Origin of the sequence: Micromonospora sp. NPDC048871 (assembly GCF_043198155.1) — a bacterium.
Taxonomy (GTDB): Bacteria; Actinomycetota; Actinomycetes; order Mycobacteriales; family Micromonosporaceae; genus Micromonospora.
This window is the reverse complement of record NZ_JBICUM010000004.1, coordinates 278,383-293,774: the sequence shown is the minus strand read 5'-3', so window position 1 is coordinate 293,774 and position 15,392 is coordinate 278,383. Positions and strand designations below refer to the sequence as shown.

Annotated in this window: 17 protein-coding genes; 12 read left to right on the top strand and 5 right to left on the bottom strand. The window is 70.5% G+C overall.

What is annotated here, in order from left to right; all coding sequences use genetic code 11:
- Positions 1-160 precede the first annotated feature (160 nt).
- The gene (locus ACGFIK_RS12795; protein ID WP_327026186.1) at positions 161-1,438 is read right to left on the bottom strand and encodes a multidrug effflux MFS transporter; all 1,278 of its coding nucleotides are present in this window, start codon (positions 1,436-1,438) and stop codon (positions 161-163) included.
- Between the two features lie 362 nt (positions 1,439-1,800).
- Positions 1,801-3,396: a GMC family oxidoreductase N-terminal domain-containing protein gene (locus tag ACGFIK_RS12790; protein ID WP_327026185.1), complete on the bottom strand. Its 1,596-nt coding sequence runs from the start codon at positions 3,394-3,396 to the stop codon at positions 1,801-1,803.
- 201 nt (positions 3,397-3,597) lie between these two features.
- Here ACGFIK_RS12790 and ACGFIK_RS12785 point away from each other — a divergent pair, with 201 nt between their 5' ends.
- The 3 genes from ACGFIK_RS12785 to ACGFIK_RS12775 all read left to right on the top strand — a co-directional run bounded on the left by ACGFIK_RS12785 (position 3,598) and on the right by ACGFIK_RS12775 (position 5,686).
- Positions 3,598-4,248 (top strand): hypothetical protein, encoded by a 651-nt coding sequence (locus ACGFIK_RS12785; RefSeq protein ID WP_393339283.1) that lies wholly within the window; start codon positions 3,598-3,600, stop codon positions 4,246-4,248.
- 98 nt (positions 4,249-4,346) lie between these two features.
- On the top strand, positions 4,347-4,856 hold the full coding sequence (locus ACGFIK_RS12780; protein ID WP_327026183.1) for a sigma-70 family RNA polymerase sigma factor: 510 nt from the start codon (positions 4,347-4,349) through the stop codon (positions 4,854-4,856).
- Positions 4,853-5,686, top strand: coding sequence for a hypothetical protein (locus ACGFIK_RS12775; RefSeq protein ID WP_327026182.1), 834 nt, complete (start codon positions 4,853-4,855; stop codon positions 5,684-5,686). The genes ACGFIK_RS12780 and ACGFIK_RS12775 overlap by 4 nt, the downstream gene beginning before the upstream one ends.
- An 11-nt stretch (positions 5,687-5,697) precedes the next feature.
- Here ACGFIK_RS12775 and ACGFIK_RS12770 read toward each other — a convergent pair whose 3' ends face one another.
- Positions 5,698-5,883, bottom strand: a complete 186-nt coding sequence (locus ACGFIK_RS12770) for a hypothetical protein (protein WP_327026181.1) — start codon at positions 5,881-5,883, stop codon at positions 5,698-5,700.
- The gene (locus ACGFIK_RS12765) at positions 5,880-7,073 is read right to left on the bottom strand and encodes a helix-turn-helix domain-containing protein (protein WP_327026180.1); all 1,194 of its coding nucleotides are present in this window, start codon (positions 7,071-7,073) and stop codon (positions 5,880-5,882) included. Before ACGFIK_RS12765 ends, ACGFIK_RS12770 begins: the two co-directional genes overlap by 4 nt.
- Positions 7,074-7,487: 414 nt before the next feature.
- On the opposite strand from ACGFIK_RS12765, the gene ACGFIK_RS12760 reads away from it, so the two are divergent.
- Positions 7,488-7,724, top strand: coding sequence for a winged helix-turn-helix domain-containing protein (locus ACGFIK_RS12760; protein WP_102659391.1), 237 nt, complete (start codon positions 7,488-7,490; stop codon positions 7,722-7,724).
- A 234-nt stretch (positions 7,725-7,958) separates the two neighbouring features.
- On the opposite strand, the gene ACGFIK_RS12755 is transcribed toward ACGFIK_RS12760, so the two are convergent.
- Positions 7,959-8,114 (bottom strand): hypothetical protein, encoded by a 156-nt coding sequence (locus tag ACGFIK_RS12755; RefSeq protein WP_393339279.1) that lies wholly within the window; start codon positions 8,112-8,114, stop codon positions 7,959-7,961.
- On the opposite strand from ACGFIK_RS12755, the gene ACGFIK_RS12750 reads away from it, so the two are divergent.
- The 8 genes from ACGFIK_RS12750 to ACGFIK_RS12715 all read left to right on the top strand — a co-directional run bounded on the left by ACGFIK_RS12750 (position 8,113) and on the right by ACGFIK_RS12715 (position 15,202).
- Positions 8,113-8,253: a hypothetical protein gene (locus ACGFIK_RS12750; RefSeq protein ID WP_393339276.1), complete on the top strand. Its 141-nt coding sequence runs from the start codon at positions 8,113-8,115 to the stop codon at positions 8,251-8,253. The two genes, ACGFIK_RS12755 and ACGFIK_RS12750, sit on opposite strands and share 2 nt — an antisense overlap.
- 304 nt (positions 8,254-8,557) lie before the next feature.
- Positions 8,558-9,199 (top strand): M23 family metallopeptidase, encoded by a 642-nt coding sequence (locus ACGFIK_RS12745; RefSeq protein WP_393339273.1) that lies wholly within the window; start codon positions 8,558-8,560, stop codon positions 9,197-9,199.
- Positions 9,200-9,280: 81 nt separating this feature from the next.
- On the top strand, positions 9,281-10,816 hold the full coding sequence (locus ACGFIK_RS12740) for an ABC transporter substrate-binding protein (protein WP_393339271.1): 1,536 nt from the start codon (positions 9,281-9,283) through the stop codon (positions 10,814-10,816).
- An 18-nt stretch (positions 10,817-10,834) separates the two neighbouring features.
- A complete protein-coding gene (locus ACGFIK_RS12735) occupies positions 10,835-11,779 on the top strand; it encodes an ABC transporter permease (RefSeq protein WP_327026173.1) in 945 nt (314 codons plus the stop codon).
- The gene (locus ACGFIK_RS12730; protein WP_327026172.1) at positions 11,776-12,669 is read left to right on the top strand and encodes an ABC transporter permease; all 894 of its coding nucleotides are present in this window, start codon (positions 11,776-11,778) and stop codon (positions 12,667-12,669) included. Before ACGFIK_RS12735 ends, ACGFIK_RS12730 begins: the two co-directional genes overlap by 4 nt.
- Positions 12,666-13,649 (top strand): ABC transporter ATP-binding protein, encoded by a 984-nt coding sequence (locus ACGFIK_RS12725; protein WP_327026171.1) that lies wholly within the window; start codon positions 12,666-12,668, stop codon positions 13,647-13,649. Before ACGFIK_RS12730 ends, ACGFIK_RS12725 begins: the two co-directional genes overlap by 4 nt.
- Complete coding sequence (locus ACGFIK_RS12720) at positions 13,649-14,671, top strand: ABC transporter ATP-binding protein (RefSeq protein WP_393339266.1); 1,023 nt, start codon at positions 13,649-13,651, stop codon at positions 14,669-14,671. Before ACGFIK_RS12725 ends, ACGFIK_RS12720 begins: the two co-directional genes overlap by 1 nt.
- Before the next feature lie 96 nt (positions 14,672-14,767).
- On the top strand, positions 14,768-15,202 hold the full coding sequence (locus ACGFIK_RS12715) for an Rrf2 family transcriptional regulator (RefSeq protein WP_327026169.1): 435 nt from the start codon (positions 14,768-14,770) through the stop codon (positions 15,200-15,202).
- Positions 15,203-15,392: the final 190 nt, after the last annotated feature.

Here is a 15,392-nt window from a genome sequence, read left to right as displayed (position 1 = left end):
AGAGTGGCAGGAAGCGACCGCTTCCTGCTTTTTGTATTTCTCCGGCGATGCGGGCCGTCGTTGCCGGACGCGCGCCCTGACGAGCTTCGGACGCGCGCCCTGTCGAGCTGAGAGCGTGCACGGATCGCGGTGACCGGCCGAGGACGCACCGGCGCCAGGATCAGTGCAGTGCGACGGCCACCGGCTCCGCCTCCACCACAGCGTGCTGGTCGGGCCGGGCCACGACGAGCAGGGCTACCAGCGCCGAGGCCAGACCGCCGGCGATCACCGCGGCCATCGCCACCGCCCCGTTGCCGAGCACCCCGACCAGCGGGGCGGCCACCGCACCTACCCCGAACTGCACCGCACCGAGCAGGGCGGAGGCGGTACCGGCCGCCTCGCCGTGCCGGCTGAGCGCCAACGCCGGCGCGTTCGGCAGGGCGAGGCCGGTCGCGGCCAGCACCAACCACAGCGCGGCCAGCAGCGCCGGCAGCCCGCCGAAACCGGTCAGGGCGAGCGCGACGAGCACCACAGCCGCGCCGGTACCCGCGAGCAGGGCGACCAGCAGGATCCGTTGCGGGGTGTAGCGGCGCAGCAGTCGTACGTTGCCCTGGGTGGCGGCGATCAACCCGATGGCACCGGCACCGAAGGCCAGCCCGAACTGCTGCTCGTCCAACCCGTACTGCTCCTGCATCACGAAGGAGGACCCGGCGACGTAGGCGAACAGGGCCGCCATGGCCAACCCGGCGACCATGATCAAGCCGACGAAGGCGCGGTCGCGCAGCAGGGATCCGTAGAGCCGCGCGATGTGCGCCGGCCCGCCGCGTTGCCGCCGCGCGGGCGGCAGGGTCTCCGGCAGGCCCAGCAGAGCGATGAGCATCAGCAGTACGCCGAAGACCGCCAGGGCCGCGAACACGCCACGCCACTGGGTCCAGCGCAGCAGTTCACTGCCGAGGGTGGGGGCGAGCACCGGTGCGGCCCCCATCACCAGCAGCAGGCGGGAGAGCATCCGGGCGAAGGCCGTACCGGTGAACAGGTCGCGGACCACGGCGGTGGCGATCACGGCGGCCGCCGCCGCGCCGAGGCCCTGCACGACCCGCAACCCTCCGAGGACGGTGACGTTCGGGGCCAGTGCGCAGCACACCGAGGCGACGATGTGCAGGGCGGTGCCGGCGATCAGGGGTTTCCGACGGCCGAAGGCGTCGGAGAGGGGACCGATCAGCAGTTGACCCAGGGCCAGACCGATCAGGGTGCCGGTGAGGGTCAACTGCACCGCCGCCGAACTGGTCCCGAAGTCGTCGACGATCGCGGGCAGCGCCGGCAGGTACATGTCGATGGTCAGCGGCCCCACCGCGATCAGCGACCCGAGTACGAGGATCAATCGCAGGCGCTGCCGGGGGCTCATCAGGTCGCCGGGCATCACCGGCGGCGGCGCGACGGCGGGGTCGACAGTCGTCATCGGGTCGTCTCCACCGGTCGGGCGGTCAGGGCAGGTAGCGGTGCGATCGTCACAACTGGCTGCAAACCTCAGATCGCCGACCTGATTCCCGGTCCAGCCATTGGTAAGGCAGGTCACAGCCTGTCCTCACCGATCCTCGCACCCCCAGCCTGCCCACTGGATCAGGACCCACCGAGGGGTACGGCGGCACCCGCACCGGGCGCCAGCCCCGCAACCTATCTGCCTAGGAAGCTCTACGGGTGGTGCAGCGGGCACCACCGGCTGCCGTTCGACGGGGAACCACCAGCGGCGGGGGGCATGAAGGGTCGGCACGGCGAGGTCAGGCCGGTCGGGTCGGCCAGGGTGGGGCAGGCCGGGGCAGGTCAGCGGTCGGCGCGGATCAGGTCGGCGGCGCGCCAGGCCAGGGCCATCACCGGGGCGTTGAGGTAGCCCGAGACGAGGATCGGCAGTACGGAGGCGTCCACGATCCGCAGACCCTCCACCCCGCGTATCCGCAACCGGGGGTCCACCACGAAGTCGTCGCCCGGCCCCATCGCACAGGTGCCCACGGCGTGGTACCCGCAGTAGCCCTGGGCCAGCCCAGCCTCGATGATCTCCTCGTCCTGCTGTACGGCCGTTCCGGGCAGGGTCTCGGCCACGATCCGCCCAGCGATCGGCGCGGTGCCGAACAGCTCCCGGACCCGCCGGAAGGCCCCGACGGCGACCCGCCGATCGTGGTCGGCGGTGAAGTAGTTCGCCACGATCGCCGGTGGGGTGCCGGGATCGGCCGAGGTGATGGCCAGGCTGCCTTCGCTCTCCGGTCGGGTCACCGTGACCTGGGCCATCAGCCCGGCCTCGGCTTCCAGTTCGAGGGCCCGCCCGGGTCGCCGGGGCGCCGCCGAGAAGGGGGCCAGCAGCAGTTGGGCGTCCGGATGTGTCACCTCCGGGGCGGAGCGGAAGTACGCCCCGACGTCGTACACCGGCAGGGCCAGCAGTCCTCGTCGGGTCGACAGGTACCGCAGCATCTCCCGGGCCTGCCCTAGCGGGCTGCGCAGGCGGGCGTTGTAGCCGGCCCGGCCGGTCAGCCGGAACTGGAGGGGGGTGGTGCGGTGCTCCCGCATCCCGATCCCTACCCGCGGGCTGTCCAGCAGCACCGGGACCCCGGCCCGGCGCAGGGTGTCGGCCGGGCCGATGCCGGAGACCTGCAACAGTTGCGGGGTGGCCAGCGCCCCGGCGGCGAGAATCACCTCGGCGGTGGCCCGGTGGTCGAGGTCCTGCCCGCCTCGGCGGGTGCGTACCCCGATGGCGCGTCCGTTCTCGACCAGCAGGCGTACCACGATGGTGTCGACCACGACGGTGAGGTTGGGGCGGTTGCGGACCGGATGCAGGAAGGCGTCCGCGGCGTTGCTGCGGCGGCCGTCGCGGATGGTCGCCATCAGGTAGCCGATGCGCTCGTCGTCGGTGGCGTTGAGGTCGTCCACCCGGCGCCAGCCCAGTTTCTCCCCGGCGGCGATGGCCTCCTCGCAGACCTCGTCGGTGCCGGTGGCGGTGGAAAGACGCAACGGTCCGCCGGTGCCGCGTACCTCGGAGGCGCCGAGCGGATTGTCCTCCAGGCGCTTGAAGATCGGCAGCATGGTGTCCCAGCCCCAGCCGGGGTTGCCGAGCCGTTCCAACTCGTCGTAGTCGATCCGGTCGCCCCGGCCGTACACCATGCCGTTGATGGAGCTGGACCCGCCGATCAGCCGGCCGCGCTGCCAGATCTCCTGCTGGCCGGCGCGGACCTGCGCCGGATAGTGCCAGGCGGTGCGCCGGTCGTCCATCAGCCGGCTGAATCCCTTGGGGATGCGAACCCAGGGGCTGCGGTCCCAGCCGCCGGCCTCGATGAGCAGGACCCGGGTGCCCGGGTCCTCGGTCAGTCGGTTGGCCAGTACACAACCGGCAGCGCCGGCACCGACCACGATGTAGTCGAACTCCGCCATGCTGCCCCCCGGTCGCGGCCTGTCGTAGCGCACCCACCGTAGTGCGTTGATCACCGATTGGGGAAGGTGCTTCATGTCGGAGAAATCCGACGCAGGGGTGAAACCCACCGCCCGACGTGGGCGTCATCAGGATGAATCGACCGAGGACCGGCCGCCGACGGGGCTGCTGGCGACAGCGGTCGGGACCACCGGGAGGCAACCGTGGTGCTGGGTAGGTGGCTCGCTGGGGCGAGTCTGGTGGCGCTGACCGGCGTCACCGCGATGATGTACGGGGCGACCTCGCCGGCCGGGGAGGCGACGGCGTCGGCGGTAAAGCCGGCGGCTGAGGCGGGGACGGCGGCTGAGGTGGTGGCGCAGCCGCCGGCCGCGAAGCCCAAGCCGAAGCCGACCGCGAGCCCCGATCCGGTGCTGTCCGGCGAGCGTCGGGTCACGATCGTGCGGGTGGGGGCCTTCGAGTCCGGCCTGTCCCTGCTCGACGGTGGTCGACTGGCCGAGGTGGACGGCGCCGAGGGACGGCAGGTGTTCGTGCCGACTCCGCTGGGCGCGGGGGAGTACCTGATCAAGGCGTACTACGGTGGCGGCACCGGCAAGCCGGTCTGCTGGCAGTCGCACAACCCGCAGAACACCCAGCCGCTGTATGTGCGGGGTGCCACCTGCCGGGCGGGCGACCCGGCGCAGCGGTTCGTCATCGCCCCCGCCGAGGGGGGAGGCCCCCGCGAGTATGTGATCAGCAACCGGTGGGCGTACCTGCGTGATTCGGCGCGCTCCGGGTTGATCCTGGAGGAGTTGGGTGACGCGGCGCCGTTGCGCAGCTTCCGGTTCAACGACACCGGACCGGCCCCGCGCAAATGACCCGCGCGGCGACCCGGCCACCCACCTCGGGTCGGGTCGCCAGCGGCGTGACCAGGCAGTTTGCTCATTCAACCCGGTCGGGTGGGAGACTTGTATCGATGCGTGACGCGGCGGAGTTCGATGCCTTCTACTCCGGGTCCGTGCAGCGGGTGCTGGGTCAGCTGTACGCGATGATCGGCGACCGGGCCGAGGCCGAGGATGCGGTGGCCGAGGCGTACGCCCGGGCCTGGGACCGGTGGTCCTCGGTGCGCGAGTGCGACAGCCCGGAGGCCTGGGTACGCCGGGTGGCCTACCGGGTGGCGGTCAGCGCCTGGCGCAAGACCGTGAACCGGTTGCGGGCCCACCGGCGGGACGCCACCGGGCAGCAGGTGGCGGCCACCTCGGTCGATCATGTCGCCGTGGTGACGGCCCTGCGGCGGATCCCCACCGAGCAGCGTCGGGTGGTGGTGCTGCACCATCTGGTCGGTCTCAGTGTCACCGAGATCGCTACGGAGGTGGGCAGCAACGAGAACACCGTCAAGACCCGGCTGGCCCGGGGCCGTCGGGCCCTGGCCGCCCACCTGACCGAGGAGAGCAGTTCCCAGATGGACGGAGGGCGGCAGCGGTGAGCTTCGACAACCAGCTCGACGACGCCCTGCGGGCGTTGGCGCACGACGGGGGGCAGGAGGGCCGGATCCGGGCCGCCACCGACATCCGGCGACGCGGTGACATCAGGCGTCGCCGCCGCCGTACCGCCTCGGTGGCGTTGGCCGCCACCGCCGTCGTCGCGCTCGGTGCGGGTGTCGCCCTGGCCCGCCTCGGCGAGCCCACGCAGCCGACCCCGATCGGTCCGGCCGACCCCTCCACCGTCACCGAACCCTCCGCCGACCCCAGCGTCCGGTCGTCCAGCCCGTCCTCCTCGCCCACGGCCTCACCCGGAACGCCCAGCAGCTCACCCGCGGCGCCGAGCAGTTCCCCTGCCGCGCCGAGCAGTTCCGCCGCGGTGCCGCCGAACACCGATCGGCTGCTGTCCGGCACCCGTCAGGTGGCCATCGTGCGCACCGAGGCCTTCGAGTCGGCGGTGTCCATGCTCGACGACGGCCGGCTGGCCGAGGTCGACGGCGTCGAGGGCCGGCGGCTGTTCGTGATCACGCCGCAGGGCCCCGAAAGCTACCAGATCCGCACCGCCGCCGACCCGGACACCGACCTGACCGACATCTGCTGGGAGGTCCGCTCCGAAGGCAGCCAGCCACTACGCGTCGAAGGCGTCCCCTGCGACCAGGACGAACCCCGACAGCGTTTCTCACTCGACCCCGCTGCCGGAGGCACGTACCTGATCAGCAGCAACTCCGCCTACCTCCAGAACTCCCCAACCCGAGGCCTGATCCTCGAAGAGGCCGGCGACGCCCCGGTCACCACCCGCTTCCGCCTGGTCGACAACGGCCCCGCCCCCAACTGACCCCTGTCCGGTCAGGGGTAGCGGGTGCGCTTGATCGTGGTGAGTACGTCGCGGGCGGCGGCGGCCACGGCACAGTCCGGGACGCGGCACAGCGGGCAGCGGCCGTCCGGGCCGGGCTGGTGGTCACGCAGGGTCCAGCGGGCGGTCAGGGTAAGCCGGTTGAGCATCTGGGCCAGGGTCAGGAAGGGGGCGGTCATCCTCGGGTCACCCCCAGGGTGGCGGCCAGCGCGAGAATCGCGGCCGGGGCGTCGGGGTGACGGAGGGTGTCGGCGAGCACCTGCCGGGCGGCGGGCCGGTGGCGTACCTCGGCGGGCGCGATCCGGTCGGCCTCCAGCAACACCCGACCGGCGCCGACCGGGTCGGCATCCTGAAGGTACGCGCGGGCGACCTCGATCAGGTGGGCGGCGCGATGCTCGGGCGGCAACCATCGCCAACCGTCACGCCCGATCGCCTCCTCGTGTCGGGCGATCGCCTCGTCGGTCGTACCCGACTCGACTGCGACCGTGACCCCGGCGAGGGCCACCGCCGTCGGTCCGAAGCCGGTGTGCTGGTGGTCGTGCCCGTCGCCGACCTCGGCGGCCAGGTCGGCGGCCTCGTCCAGGCGGGCGGCGGCGGCCGGTTCGTCGCCGTGCCGGGCCGCCGCGAGCGCCGCCTGCACGAGCAGCGTCCCGCACAACGACAGTCGCGCCGGGTCGGGGTCGCCCTGACCGATCCGGTACGCGGCGGCGAGGGTGGCCCGGCCCGCCTCCCGCGCCCGACCCCCGGCCCGCAACACCTGACCGAGTTGCACGGTGGCCGCCGCCACCAGCACCGGATCACCGGCCGCCACACTCATCGCCCGGTCGGCGGCCAGCCAGCCCAACTCGCTCTCACCCAGCTTGACCAGCAGCGAGGCGGTCACCCGGTACGCCTCCACCAGCGACACCCGACCCTCCTGCGGCTCGCGGGCGTACCCCCGCTGGGCGCCGGCCACCAGTCCGGGCAGCAACCCGAAAAGCGGCGGGTACCGGGCAAGCTGGTAGCTGGTCCAGGCGTGCGCCACCGAGCCAGCCAGCGCGGCCCCGTCCGGCGGGTTCCGGCGCGCCGTCGGCCGATCAAAAGCGATGTCGTACGCGCACAGCGCCGCCCGGATCGACTCCACGCCCTCGACCCGCGTGGTCACCTCGACGGGCCGACTGTCCTGACCGAGCAGCATCGCCTGGTCGATGCGCAGCGCGGCGGCGATGTCCCGCAACGTGGAGACCTTGTCCAGCGCCCGTACGCCGCGCTCGACCTTGTCCACCCAGCTCTTCGACTTGCCGAGCCGATCGGCGAACACCTGCTGCGACATCCTCCGCCGCACCCGCCAGTACGCCACCCGCCGCCCGACCGGCACCTCACTCTCCACGGCGCGATCCCGTTGGGGATCAGTCGAACGTGGCCTACCCATGCTCTGCCGTTCGAGCGCCGGCGAGTAGGGCGAACGTCAATCCACAGCCTGCCGCCGCATGACATCCAGGCACAGCGCTTCGGTCCGATGGCCCGCAGGGACCTGACCGCCTTTCCAAGAGGTTGACCATTCGGCACCTTCCTCCCGGTATCGGTTGGTGCCCACCGCAGGGCGTGCGGAGCACTCTCCGGGGTGGGTATGCGGGCCGGAACCAAGGAGTTTGCCGAAACCAGGGAACCGACCCGGCATGGAACCTACTCCTACCTGTTGGAGTAGGTCAAGCTGCATGTAGCTAGATCATGAAACTTGCTGGAACAGGTTCCTTCGTGATCAGATTGGCGTGCCGAAGCCAGGGAACCGACGGAGATCCATATGCCGACCGAGAAAGTTGACTACCGGCGCATAGCAAACGAGATCACGAGCCAGATCAAATCTGGTGAGCGTGCGCCGGGGGAGAAGCTACCGTCCACACGTCAGCTTGCCGAGCAGTACGGCGTGCACATCTCCACGATCCACCGTGTCATGTCGCTCCTCAAAGACAGGGAATTGGTCGAGGGGCATCCAGGTAAGGGCGTCTACGTGGCTGAGCCCGAACACAAGTCCGAGTGAGCAAGGGCCCCAACGGTGGGTGGCCGAGCGTCGGGAGTGACTGCCCCGCCGGCGAACGACCGGGTAGCCGCACTGATTAAGATCACGCTCGATCTCAGATCGAGTGGTGTCGGAGTGCTGAATAGCCACTCGATCTGAGATCGAGCGCGATCTTTGTGCCCGGCAGCCCGATCGCTCCCGGTGTGACAGGGGCCGCACGCCCACTCGCGAGCCATCGGTCGTGCTGGGCGCCTCTCACCGTAACGGCGTCGAACTCGACAACTCAGCAGGGTGGGTGCCGCCGGCCCAGGTCTTCGGCCAGTTGATGCGGATGCCGGTGGCGGCGAGGTCGCCGAGGTCGATCCCTGCGAACGGGTTGGCGACGTACCGCTTCGCCAGGGTCAGTGACATGGCCGATTCAAGCCCGGAGGCAGTGGACCTCACCGAGGCGGAACTCGTCCGAGAGGTGCTGGCAGCCGAGCGTCGACGCCTGTTCGAACGCGCTTCCCCCCGCACCGACACCCAGGACAGTACGCCGGCACCGTCCTGAACATGGCGCTTCCCGCGCGTGCTGGAAGCGCGTGACGGTGTAGACCTCCTGCTGACGATCATGCCCCTCTGGGTACGTTTCTTGTCGCTGGGACGACAAGAAACGTACCCAGAACGCTGATCCTGCTCAGCAGCAGCGGCGGCGTGAGCAGGATCAGCGTCAGCGTCTCGCCGGACCGGTCGTCTCGATCCGTTCTCGCTCTCAGCTCGACAGGGCCTGCACACCACCCGGCTCGGCGACCGCCGGAGGGCTGTTCCCGTAGGGCAAGCGAGTGGCGTTGTCGACGTCTGAGATGCTTCGGGGCGTGACGACCGGCCGACCCCGAGCACACCGGCGACGCCGTCGGCGTCTGCCGTGGCTGCTGCTGGTGGTCGGCCTGGTGGGGGTGCTCGGCGCGGTCGCGTACGTCGTGGTGCCGCAGGTGTTGCCGCCCGGACCGCGCCCCTTGTTCCAGATGCCGGTGGGCTGCGGGGAGACCTGGCAGGTGGGCACCTATCCCGGTCACGGCGACAACGACGTGGACTTCTTCCCCCTCTCCGGTGACCCCTGGGGGCAGCCGGTGCTCGCCTCGTACGAGGGCACGGTCACCGTGGCCGGGATCAACGGGTCCCTCGGTGGGCGTACCCCGGAGAATCCGGAGGGTCCCCGGGGTCGGGGCGGCGGCTACTGGGTGAAGATCGACCACGGCGGGCGGTGGGAGACCCAGTATCTGCATCTGCTGGAACCGCCGATGGTGCAGGTCGGGCAGCGGGTAGCCCAAGGGCAGCAGATCGGGCGGATCGGCAGCACCGGCAATTCCGGGGCCCCGCACCTGCATTATGAGCAGCGGGCGGGCTGGCAGAAGGTGGAGACCTGGTTCGACGGTCGACCGTCCGGAATCACCCATGACGATGCCGAGTACACCGTGCGTCTGACCAGCAACAACTGCGCCGCTGTCGGTAATTGACGTCGGTCGTGCCCTGCCGGATGACCGGTTTGCGGCTAGCGTGGGGTCAAGCAGTGGCCGCAGGATCCCTGGGGGAGGACCATGTCCAGCACCAGATTCAGGTTGGCCGGCGCGACGCTCGCCCTGCTGCTCACCGCCGCGGTGGGTTGTAGCGCGGGGGAGGGCGTCGATGTCGACGGCGGGAACGCAGCCGGCGCGGGGGGTGTCCTGAACGCCGCCATCGGTGGTGAACCGGACCAGCTCGACCCGCACAAGACCTCGGCCTACTACAGCTTCCAGGTGCTGGAGAACGTCTTCGACACCCTGGTCGAGCCGGACGCTAACCTGGAGATGCAGCCGTCGCTGGCCACCGAGTGGACCACCAGTGACGACCAGCTGACCTGGACCTTCACCCTCCGCGAGGGGGTCAAGTTCTCCGACGGTACGCCGTTGACCGCCGAGGACGTCGTCTACTCGTACAACCGGATCATCAACGAGAAGCTGAACACGGCGTACAAGTTCGGCACGGTCAAGTCGGTGACCGCCTCGAACCCGACCACGGTGGTCATCACCCTGACCGCCCCCACCCCGAACCTGCTGGCCAACCTGGGCGGCTTCAAGGGGGTGGCGATCGTGCAGAAGGCCAACGTGGAGTCCGGGGAGATCACCACCAAGCCGATCGGCAGCGGACCCTTCGCGCTCAGTGGCTACACCTCCGGCGACAACATCCAGTTGGTCCGCAACGACAACTACTGGGGTGAGCGTCCCAAGCTCGACGGGGTGCGGTTCACCTTCGTCAGCGACCCCACGGTGGCCCTGCAGAACCTGCGCGGCAACGAGGTGCACTGGACGGACAACCTGCCACCCCAGCAGGTGCCCGCCCTGCGTGACGGTGACGAGCCGAAGGTCGAGTCGGTGCCCTCGACGGACTACTGGTACCTGGCCCTCAACCAGGGGCGCAAGCCGTACGACGACGTGAACGTGCGCCGGGCGATCGCCTTCGCCCTGGACCGGGAGGCCATCACCAAGGCCGCCAAGTTCGGCTTGGCGACGGTCAACCAGACCGCCATTCCGCAGAACAGCGCCTTCTACTACGAGTACGCCCCGTACTCGCACGACCCGAACCAGGCCCGGCAACTGCTAGACCAGGCCGGGGTCAGTGACCTGACCATGGACCTGATGGTGACCAGCGAATACCCGGAGACGGTGACGGCCGCCCAGGTGATCGCCTCGCAGCTGGAAGGGATCGGGGTCAACGTCAAGATCCGTACCCTGGACTTCGCGCAGTGGCTGGACGAGCAGGGCAACGGCAACTTCGACTCGTTCATGCTCGGCTGGCTGGGCAACATCGACCCGGACGAGTTCTACTACGCCCAGCACCACAGCGGCGGGACCTTCAACTTCCACAAGTACCGCAACCCCGCCGTCGACCAGATGCTGGACCGGGCCCGCACGGAGACCGACCAGGGCGCCCGCAAGCAGCAGTACGAGCAGGTGGCCAAGCAGATCGTCGACGACGCCAGCTACATCTACCTCTACAACCCGGACGTGGCGCAGGGCTGGTCGAAACAGGTCACCGGCTATCAGGTACGCACCGACCGGGCGATCCGGTTCCGCGACGTGGCGCTGACCCGGTGATCGGGCAGGGGACCGCAGGTGGCCCGCTTCGTGCTCCGTCGACTGCTCCAGTCCTGCGTGGTGCTGCTCGGGGTCACCCTGGTGGTGTTCCTGCTGCTGCAACTGGTGCCGGGTGACCCCGTCCGGGTGGCGCTGGGCACCCGGTTCGACCCGCAGACCTACGAGGCGCTGCGGGCTCGGGCCGGGCTGGACCAGCCCCTGGTGGTGCAGTATTTCGACTACCTGCGGCGGGCCCTGACCGGCGACCTGGGGGTCAGCTTCCGCAGCGGCCAGCCGGTCACCTCCATCGTGCTTGCGCGGCTGCCGGCGACCCTGTCGCTGGCGCTGACCGCGGTGCTGTTCGCCCTGGTGATCGCCGTGCCGCTGGGCATCGTCTCCGCGATGCGCAGCGGGTCGTTCGTCGACCACGCGACCCGGGTGTTCAGCCAGTTCGGGGTCTCCGTGCCGGACTTCTGGATGGGCATCATGGGCATCCTCCTCTTCGCCGGGGTGCTCGGCTGGTTGCCGCCGTCGGGCTACGTGGCCCTGACCGAGGACCCGGCCCGGTGGGCCTCGCACGTGGCCCTGCCGGCGGCGACCGTGGGGCTGGTGACGGCCTCGATCCTGACCCGGTTCATCCGCTCCTCGATGCTGGAGGTGCTGTCGGAGGACTACGTCCGCACCGCGCAGGCCAAGGGGTTGCGTACCCGGGTGGTGGTGCTGCGGCACGTGCTGCGCAACGCCCTGATCCCGGTGGTCACCGTGGTGGCGGTGCAGTTGGCCAGCCTGCTCGGCGGGGTGATCGTGATCGAGGTGCTGTTCGCCTGGCCGGGCATCGGTCGGCTCACCTACGACGCGGTCCAGGCCCGGGACTATCCCGTACTCCAGGGGGCGGTGCTGCTGGTAGCGGCGCTGTTCCTGCTGGTCAACCTGCTGGTGGACATCCTCTACGCCCGCCTGGACCCGAGGATCACGGTCAAATGAGCGCCCCTAGCGTGCACCGGAGCCAGGGGCAGCTTGCGCGGGCCCTGTCGGCGTTGCGCCGCGACCCCCTGGCCCTGACCGGTACGGCGGTCCTGGTGGTGCTGATCGTGGTGGGGGTGGCCGGGCCCTGGCTGGCTCCGGCCGGCATCAACGAGGTGGATGTCGACCGGATGCTCCAGCCACCCAGCCGGGCGCATCCCTTCGGCACGGACGAACTCGGCCGCGACGTGCTCAGCCGGGTCATGGTCGCCGCCCGGGTGTCCCTTCAGGTCGGTGCGGTCAGCGTCGGCATCGCCCTGGTCGCCGGGGTCACCCTGGGCCTGTTCGCCGGCTACTACCGGGGCTGGCTGGACAACCTGCTGATGCGCTGCATGGACGTGCTGTTCGCCTTCCCGGTGCTGCTGCTGGCGGTGGCCATCGTGGCGGTGCTCGGGCCGGGCCTGCTCACCGCGATGATCGCTATCGGGGTGGTCTACACCCCGATCTTCGCCCGGGTCACCCGGGCCGGGGTGCTGGCCGTGCGGGAGCAGGTCTTCGTCCGGGCGGCGGTCTCCATCGGCACCTCCGACCTGCGGATCATGCGTCGGCATGTGTTGCCGAACATCGCCGCGCCGCTGATCGTGCAGACCTCGCTGTCGCTGGCCTTCGCGATCCTGTCCGAGGCGGCCCTGTCCTTCCTCGGCATGGGGGTGCAGCCACCGGCCCCCGCCTGGGGTCGGATGTTGTTCGACGGCCGGGGCTTCGTCACGGACGCCTGGTGGCTGGGGGTGTTTCCAGGTGCCGCCATCTTCTGCACCGTGCTGGCGTTCAACCTGGTCGGTGACGCCCTGCGTGATGTGCTCGACCCCCGGCAGCTCACCGTCAACGAGGCCCGCAGGAGCACCGGATGAGCGATGCCGTACTGGCCGTGTCGGAGCTGACCGTCACCATCGGCACCCGACGCGGCCCGGCCCGGGCGGTGGCCGGGGTCGACTGGTCGGTCGAGGCGGGGCAGACCCTGGCGTTGGTGGGGGAGTCCGGCAGCGGCAAGAGCATGAGTGTGCTCGCCGCCACCGGCCTGGCCCCGCGCGCCGCGAAGGTGACCGGAGAGGTACGACTGCTCGGCACGGACTTCACCGCGCTGTCGGCGGATCGGCGGCGACGGATGCGGGGGCGGCATGTCGGGTTCGTCTTCCAGGATCCGATGACCTCGCTCAATCCGGTGCTGACCGTGGGCAGGCAGGTCACCGAGGCCGCCGAGGAGCATCTGGGGCTGACCCGACGGGCCGCCCGCACCCGCGCCGTGGAGCTGCTCGACCTGGTCGGCATCCCCTCGGCCGCCCAGCGGGTGGACGCCTACCCGCACCAGTTCTCCGGCGGGATGCGCCAGCGGGTGGGGATCGCCATGGCCCTGGCCTGCGAACCCGATCTGCTGATCGCCGACGAACCCACCACCGCCCTGGACGTCACCACCCAGGCCCAGATCGTCGAGCTGGTCGCCGACCTGCAACAGCGGCTGGGCACTGCGGTCGTCTGGATCACCCACGACCTGGGGGTGGTCGCCGGCATAGCGGACACCGTGGCGGTGATGTACGCCGGGCGGATCGTCGAACAGGGGCCGGTGGACGCGGTGTTCGGGACTCCGGGACATCCGTACACCTCGGCTCTGCTCGCCGCCCGACCCGACCCGGACGCCGGTGGTGGTGACCTGGTCACCATCGCGGGGGCCCCGCCCAGCCCGCTGGCCCTGCCGGCCGGCTGCGCCTTCTGGCCCCGGTGCCCGGTGCGCGGCGACGCCCGCTGTGAGCGGGAGTTGCCGCCGCTGGTGTCGATCTCCTCGGCTCACCGGGTCCGCACCTTCTACCCGCAGCGATCCGAGGGGGAGGGCTGATGAAGCGCCCTGAGGTGCAGGTGCCGACGCAGCGTGGACCGGCCGAGGTGGTCGCCGAACTGGAGGACCTGCGGGTGTGGTTTCCGACCTCGGCCGGGGTGGTCCGGGCGGTGGACGGGGTGTCCTTGCAGGTACGCCGGGGTGAGACGGTGGGACTGGTGGGGGAGTCCGGCAGCGGGAAGTCGACCACCGGGTTGGCGCTGCTGCGGCTGGTCGATCCCAGCACCGGCAGTGTCCGGGTGGCTGGGGAGGATGTGACCGGCTGGTCGCGGCGGCAGTTGCGAGCCCTGCGTCGTCGGGTGGCGATGGTGTTCCAGGATCCGCAGGCCTCGCTGGATCCTCGTCGCACCGTCGGGTCCAGCATCGCCGAGCCGCTGATCGTGCACCGGCTGGTGCAGGGTTCCGCCGCCCGGCGCAACCGGGTCGAGGAACTGTTGGACATGGTGGGGCTGGGTGGTGACCTGGCCGACCGGCATCCGCACGAGCTCTCCGGCGGGCAGCGGCAGCGGGTCGGCATCGCCCGCGCGTTGGCCGGCGAGCCCGATCTGATCGTCCTGGACGAACCGATCGCCTCCCTGGACCTCAGCGTGCAGGCCCAGGTCATGAACCTGCTGCGGCGCCTGCAACGGGAGTTGGGGCTGACCTACCTGTTCATCGCCCACGACCTGGCCGCCGTCGAGCACATGAGCGATCGGATGGCGGTGATGTATCTGGGTCGGATCGTGGAGAGCGGTACCCCGGCCCAGATCTGGCGGGAGCCGGCCCATCCGTACACCGCGGCCCTGCTGTCGGCGATTCCGGTGGCCGATCCGCAGGTCGAGCGGCAGCGTCGGCGGGTCATCCTCAGCGGGGACATCCCCAGCCCGGTGAACCCGCCGGGTGGCTGCCGGTTCCGGACCCGCTGCCCCCAGGCCCGACCGGACTGCGCGGAGACGGATCCGCCGTTCGTCGAGGTCGCCGCCGGGCACCGGGCGGCCTGCCTGTACGCGGGGGAGGCCGTACGGGAGATGCAGGTGTCCTGACCCGCCCCGACGGCTACCCGCTCTTGACGAGCGGGACACCCTTGTCCAGTATTCCTACATGTCTGATGGAGTATATGGGATAACGGGGGTTCCGGCGTGTACGTGTCGGCACGATCGGACTACGCCGTGCGGGCCATGCTGGCGATGGCGCATCGGCATCCGGAATTGGTGACCGCGGCCGTGCTGGCGGCCGGCCAGGACATCCCGTACTCCTTCCTCCAGGGCATCCTGCTGGATCTGCGGCGGGCCGGCCTGCTGCACAGCGCGCGTGGCTCCGACGGGGGTTACGCCCTGACCCGGTCGCCGGCGGAGATCACCGTGGGTGATGTGTTGCGGGCCACCGGCGGGCCGTTGACCACTGTGCGGGGTGCGCCGGCCGAGGTGGCGACGTATCACGGGGTGGCGGCCGGGTTGGGTCAGGTGTGGCTGTCGGTGCACCGGGCCATCGAGGGGGTGGTCGACCGGGCCACCCTCGCCGACCTGCTGGCCCCGGTCGAGGGTGCGGCGGGCGACCGGCGCGGTGTCGGGTGACCGACTCGCAGGCGTGCCGGACCTGGCCGGCTAAGGCTTGAAAACCTGTCGAGTTAGTGGGATATTCGGTGCGCGGTCGGGGCGGTGGCCCGTGACTGCGACCCCATGGTGTTTCTCGCTGGCAGCTAGAAGCGGGCAAATTCCCTATTTAATCGGTCGGATTTATATAGTGCGGCATGCACTGGAGGAG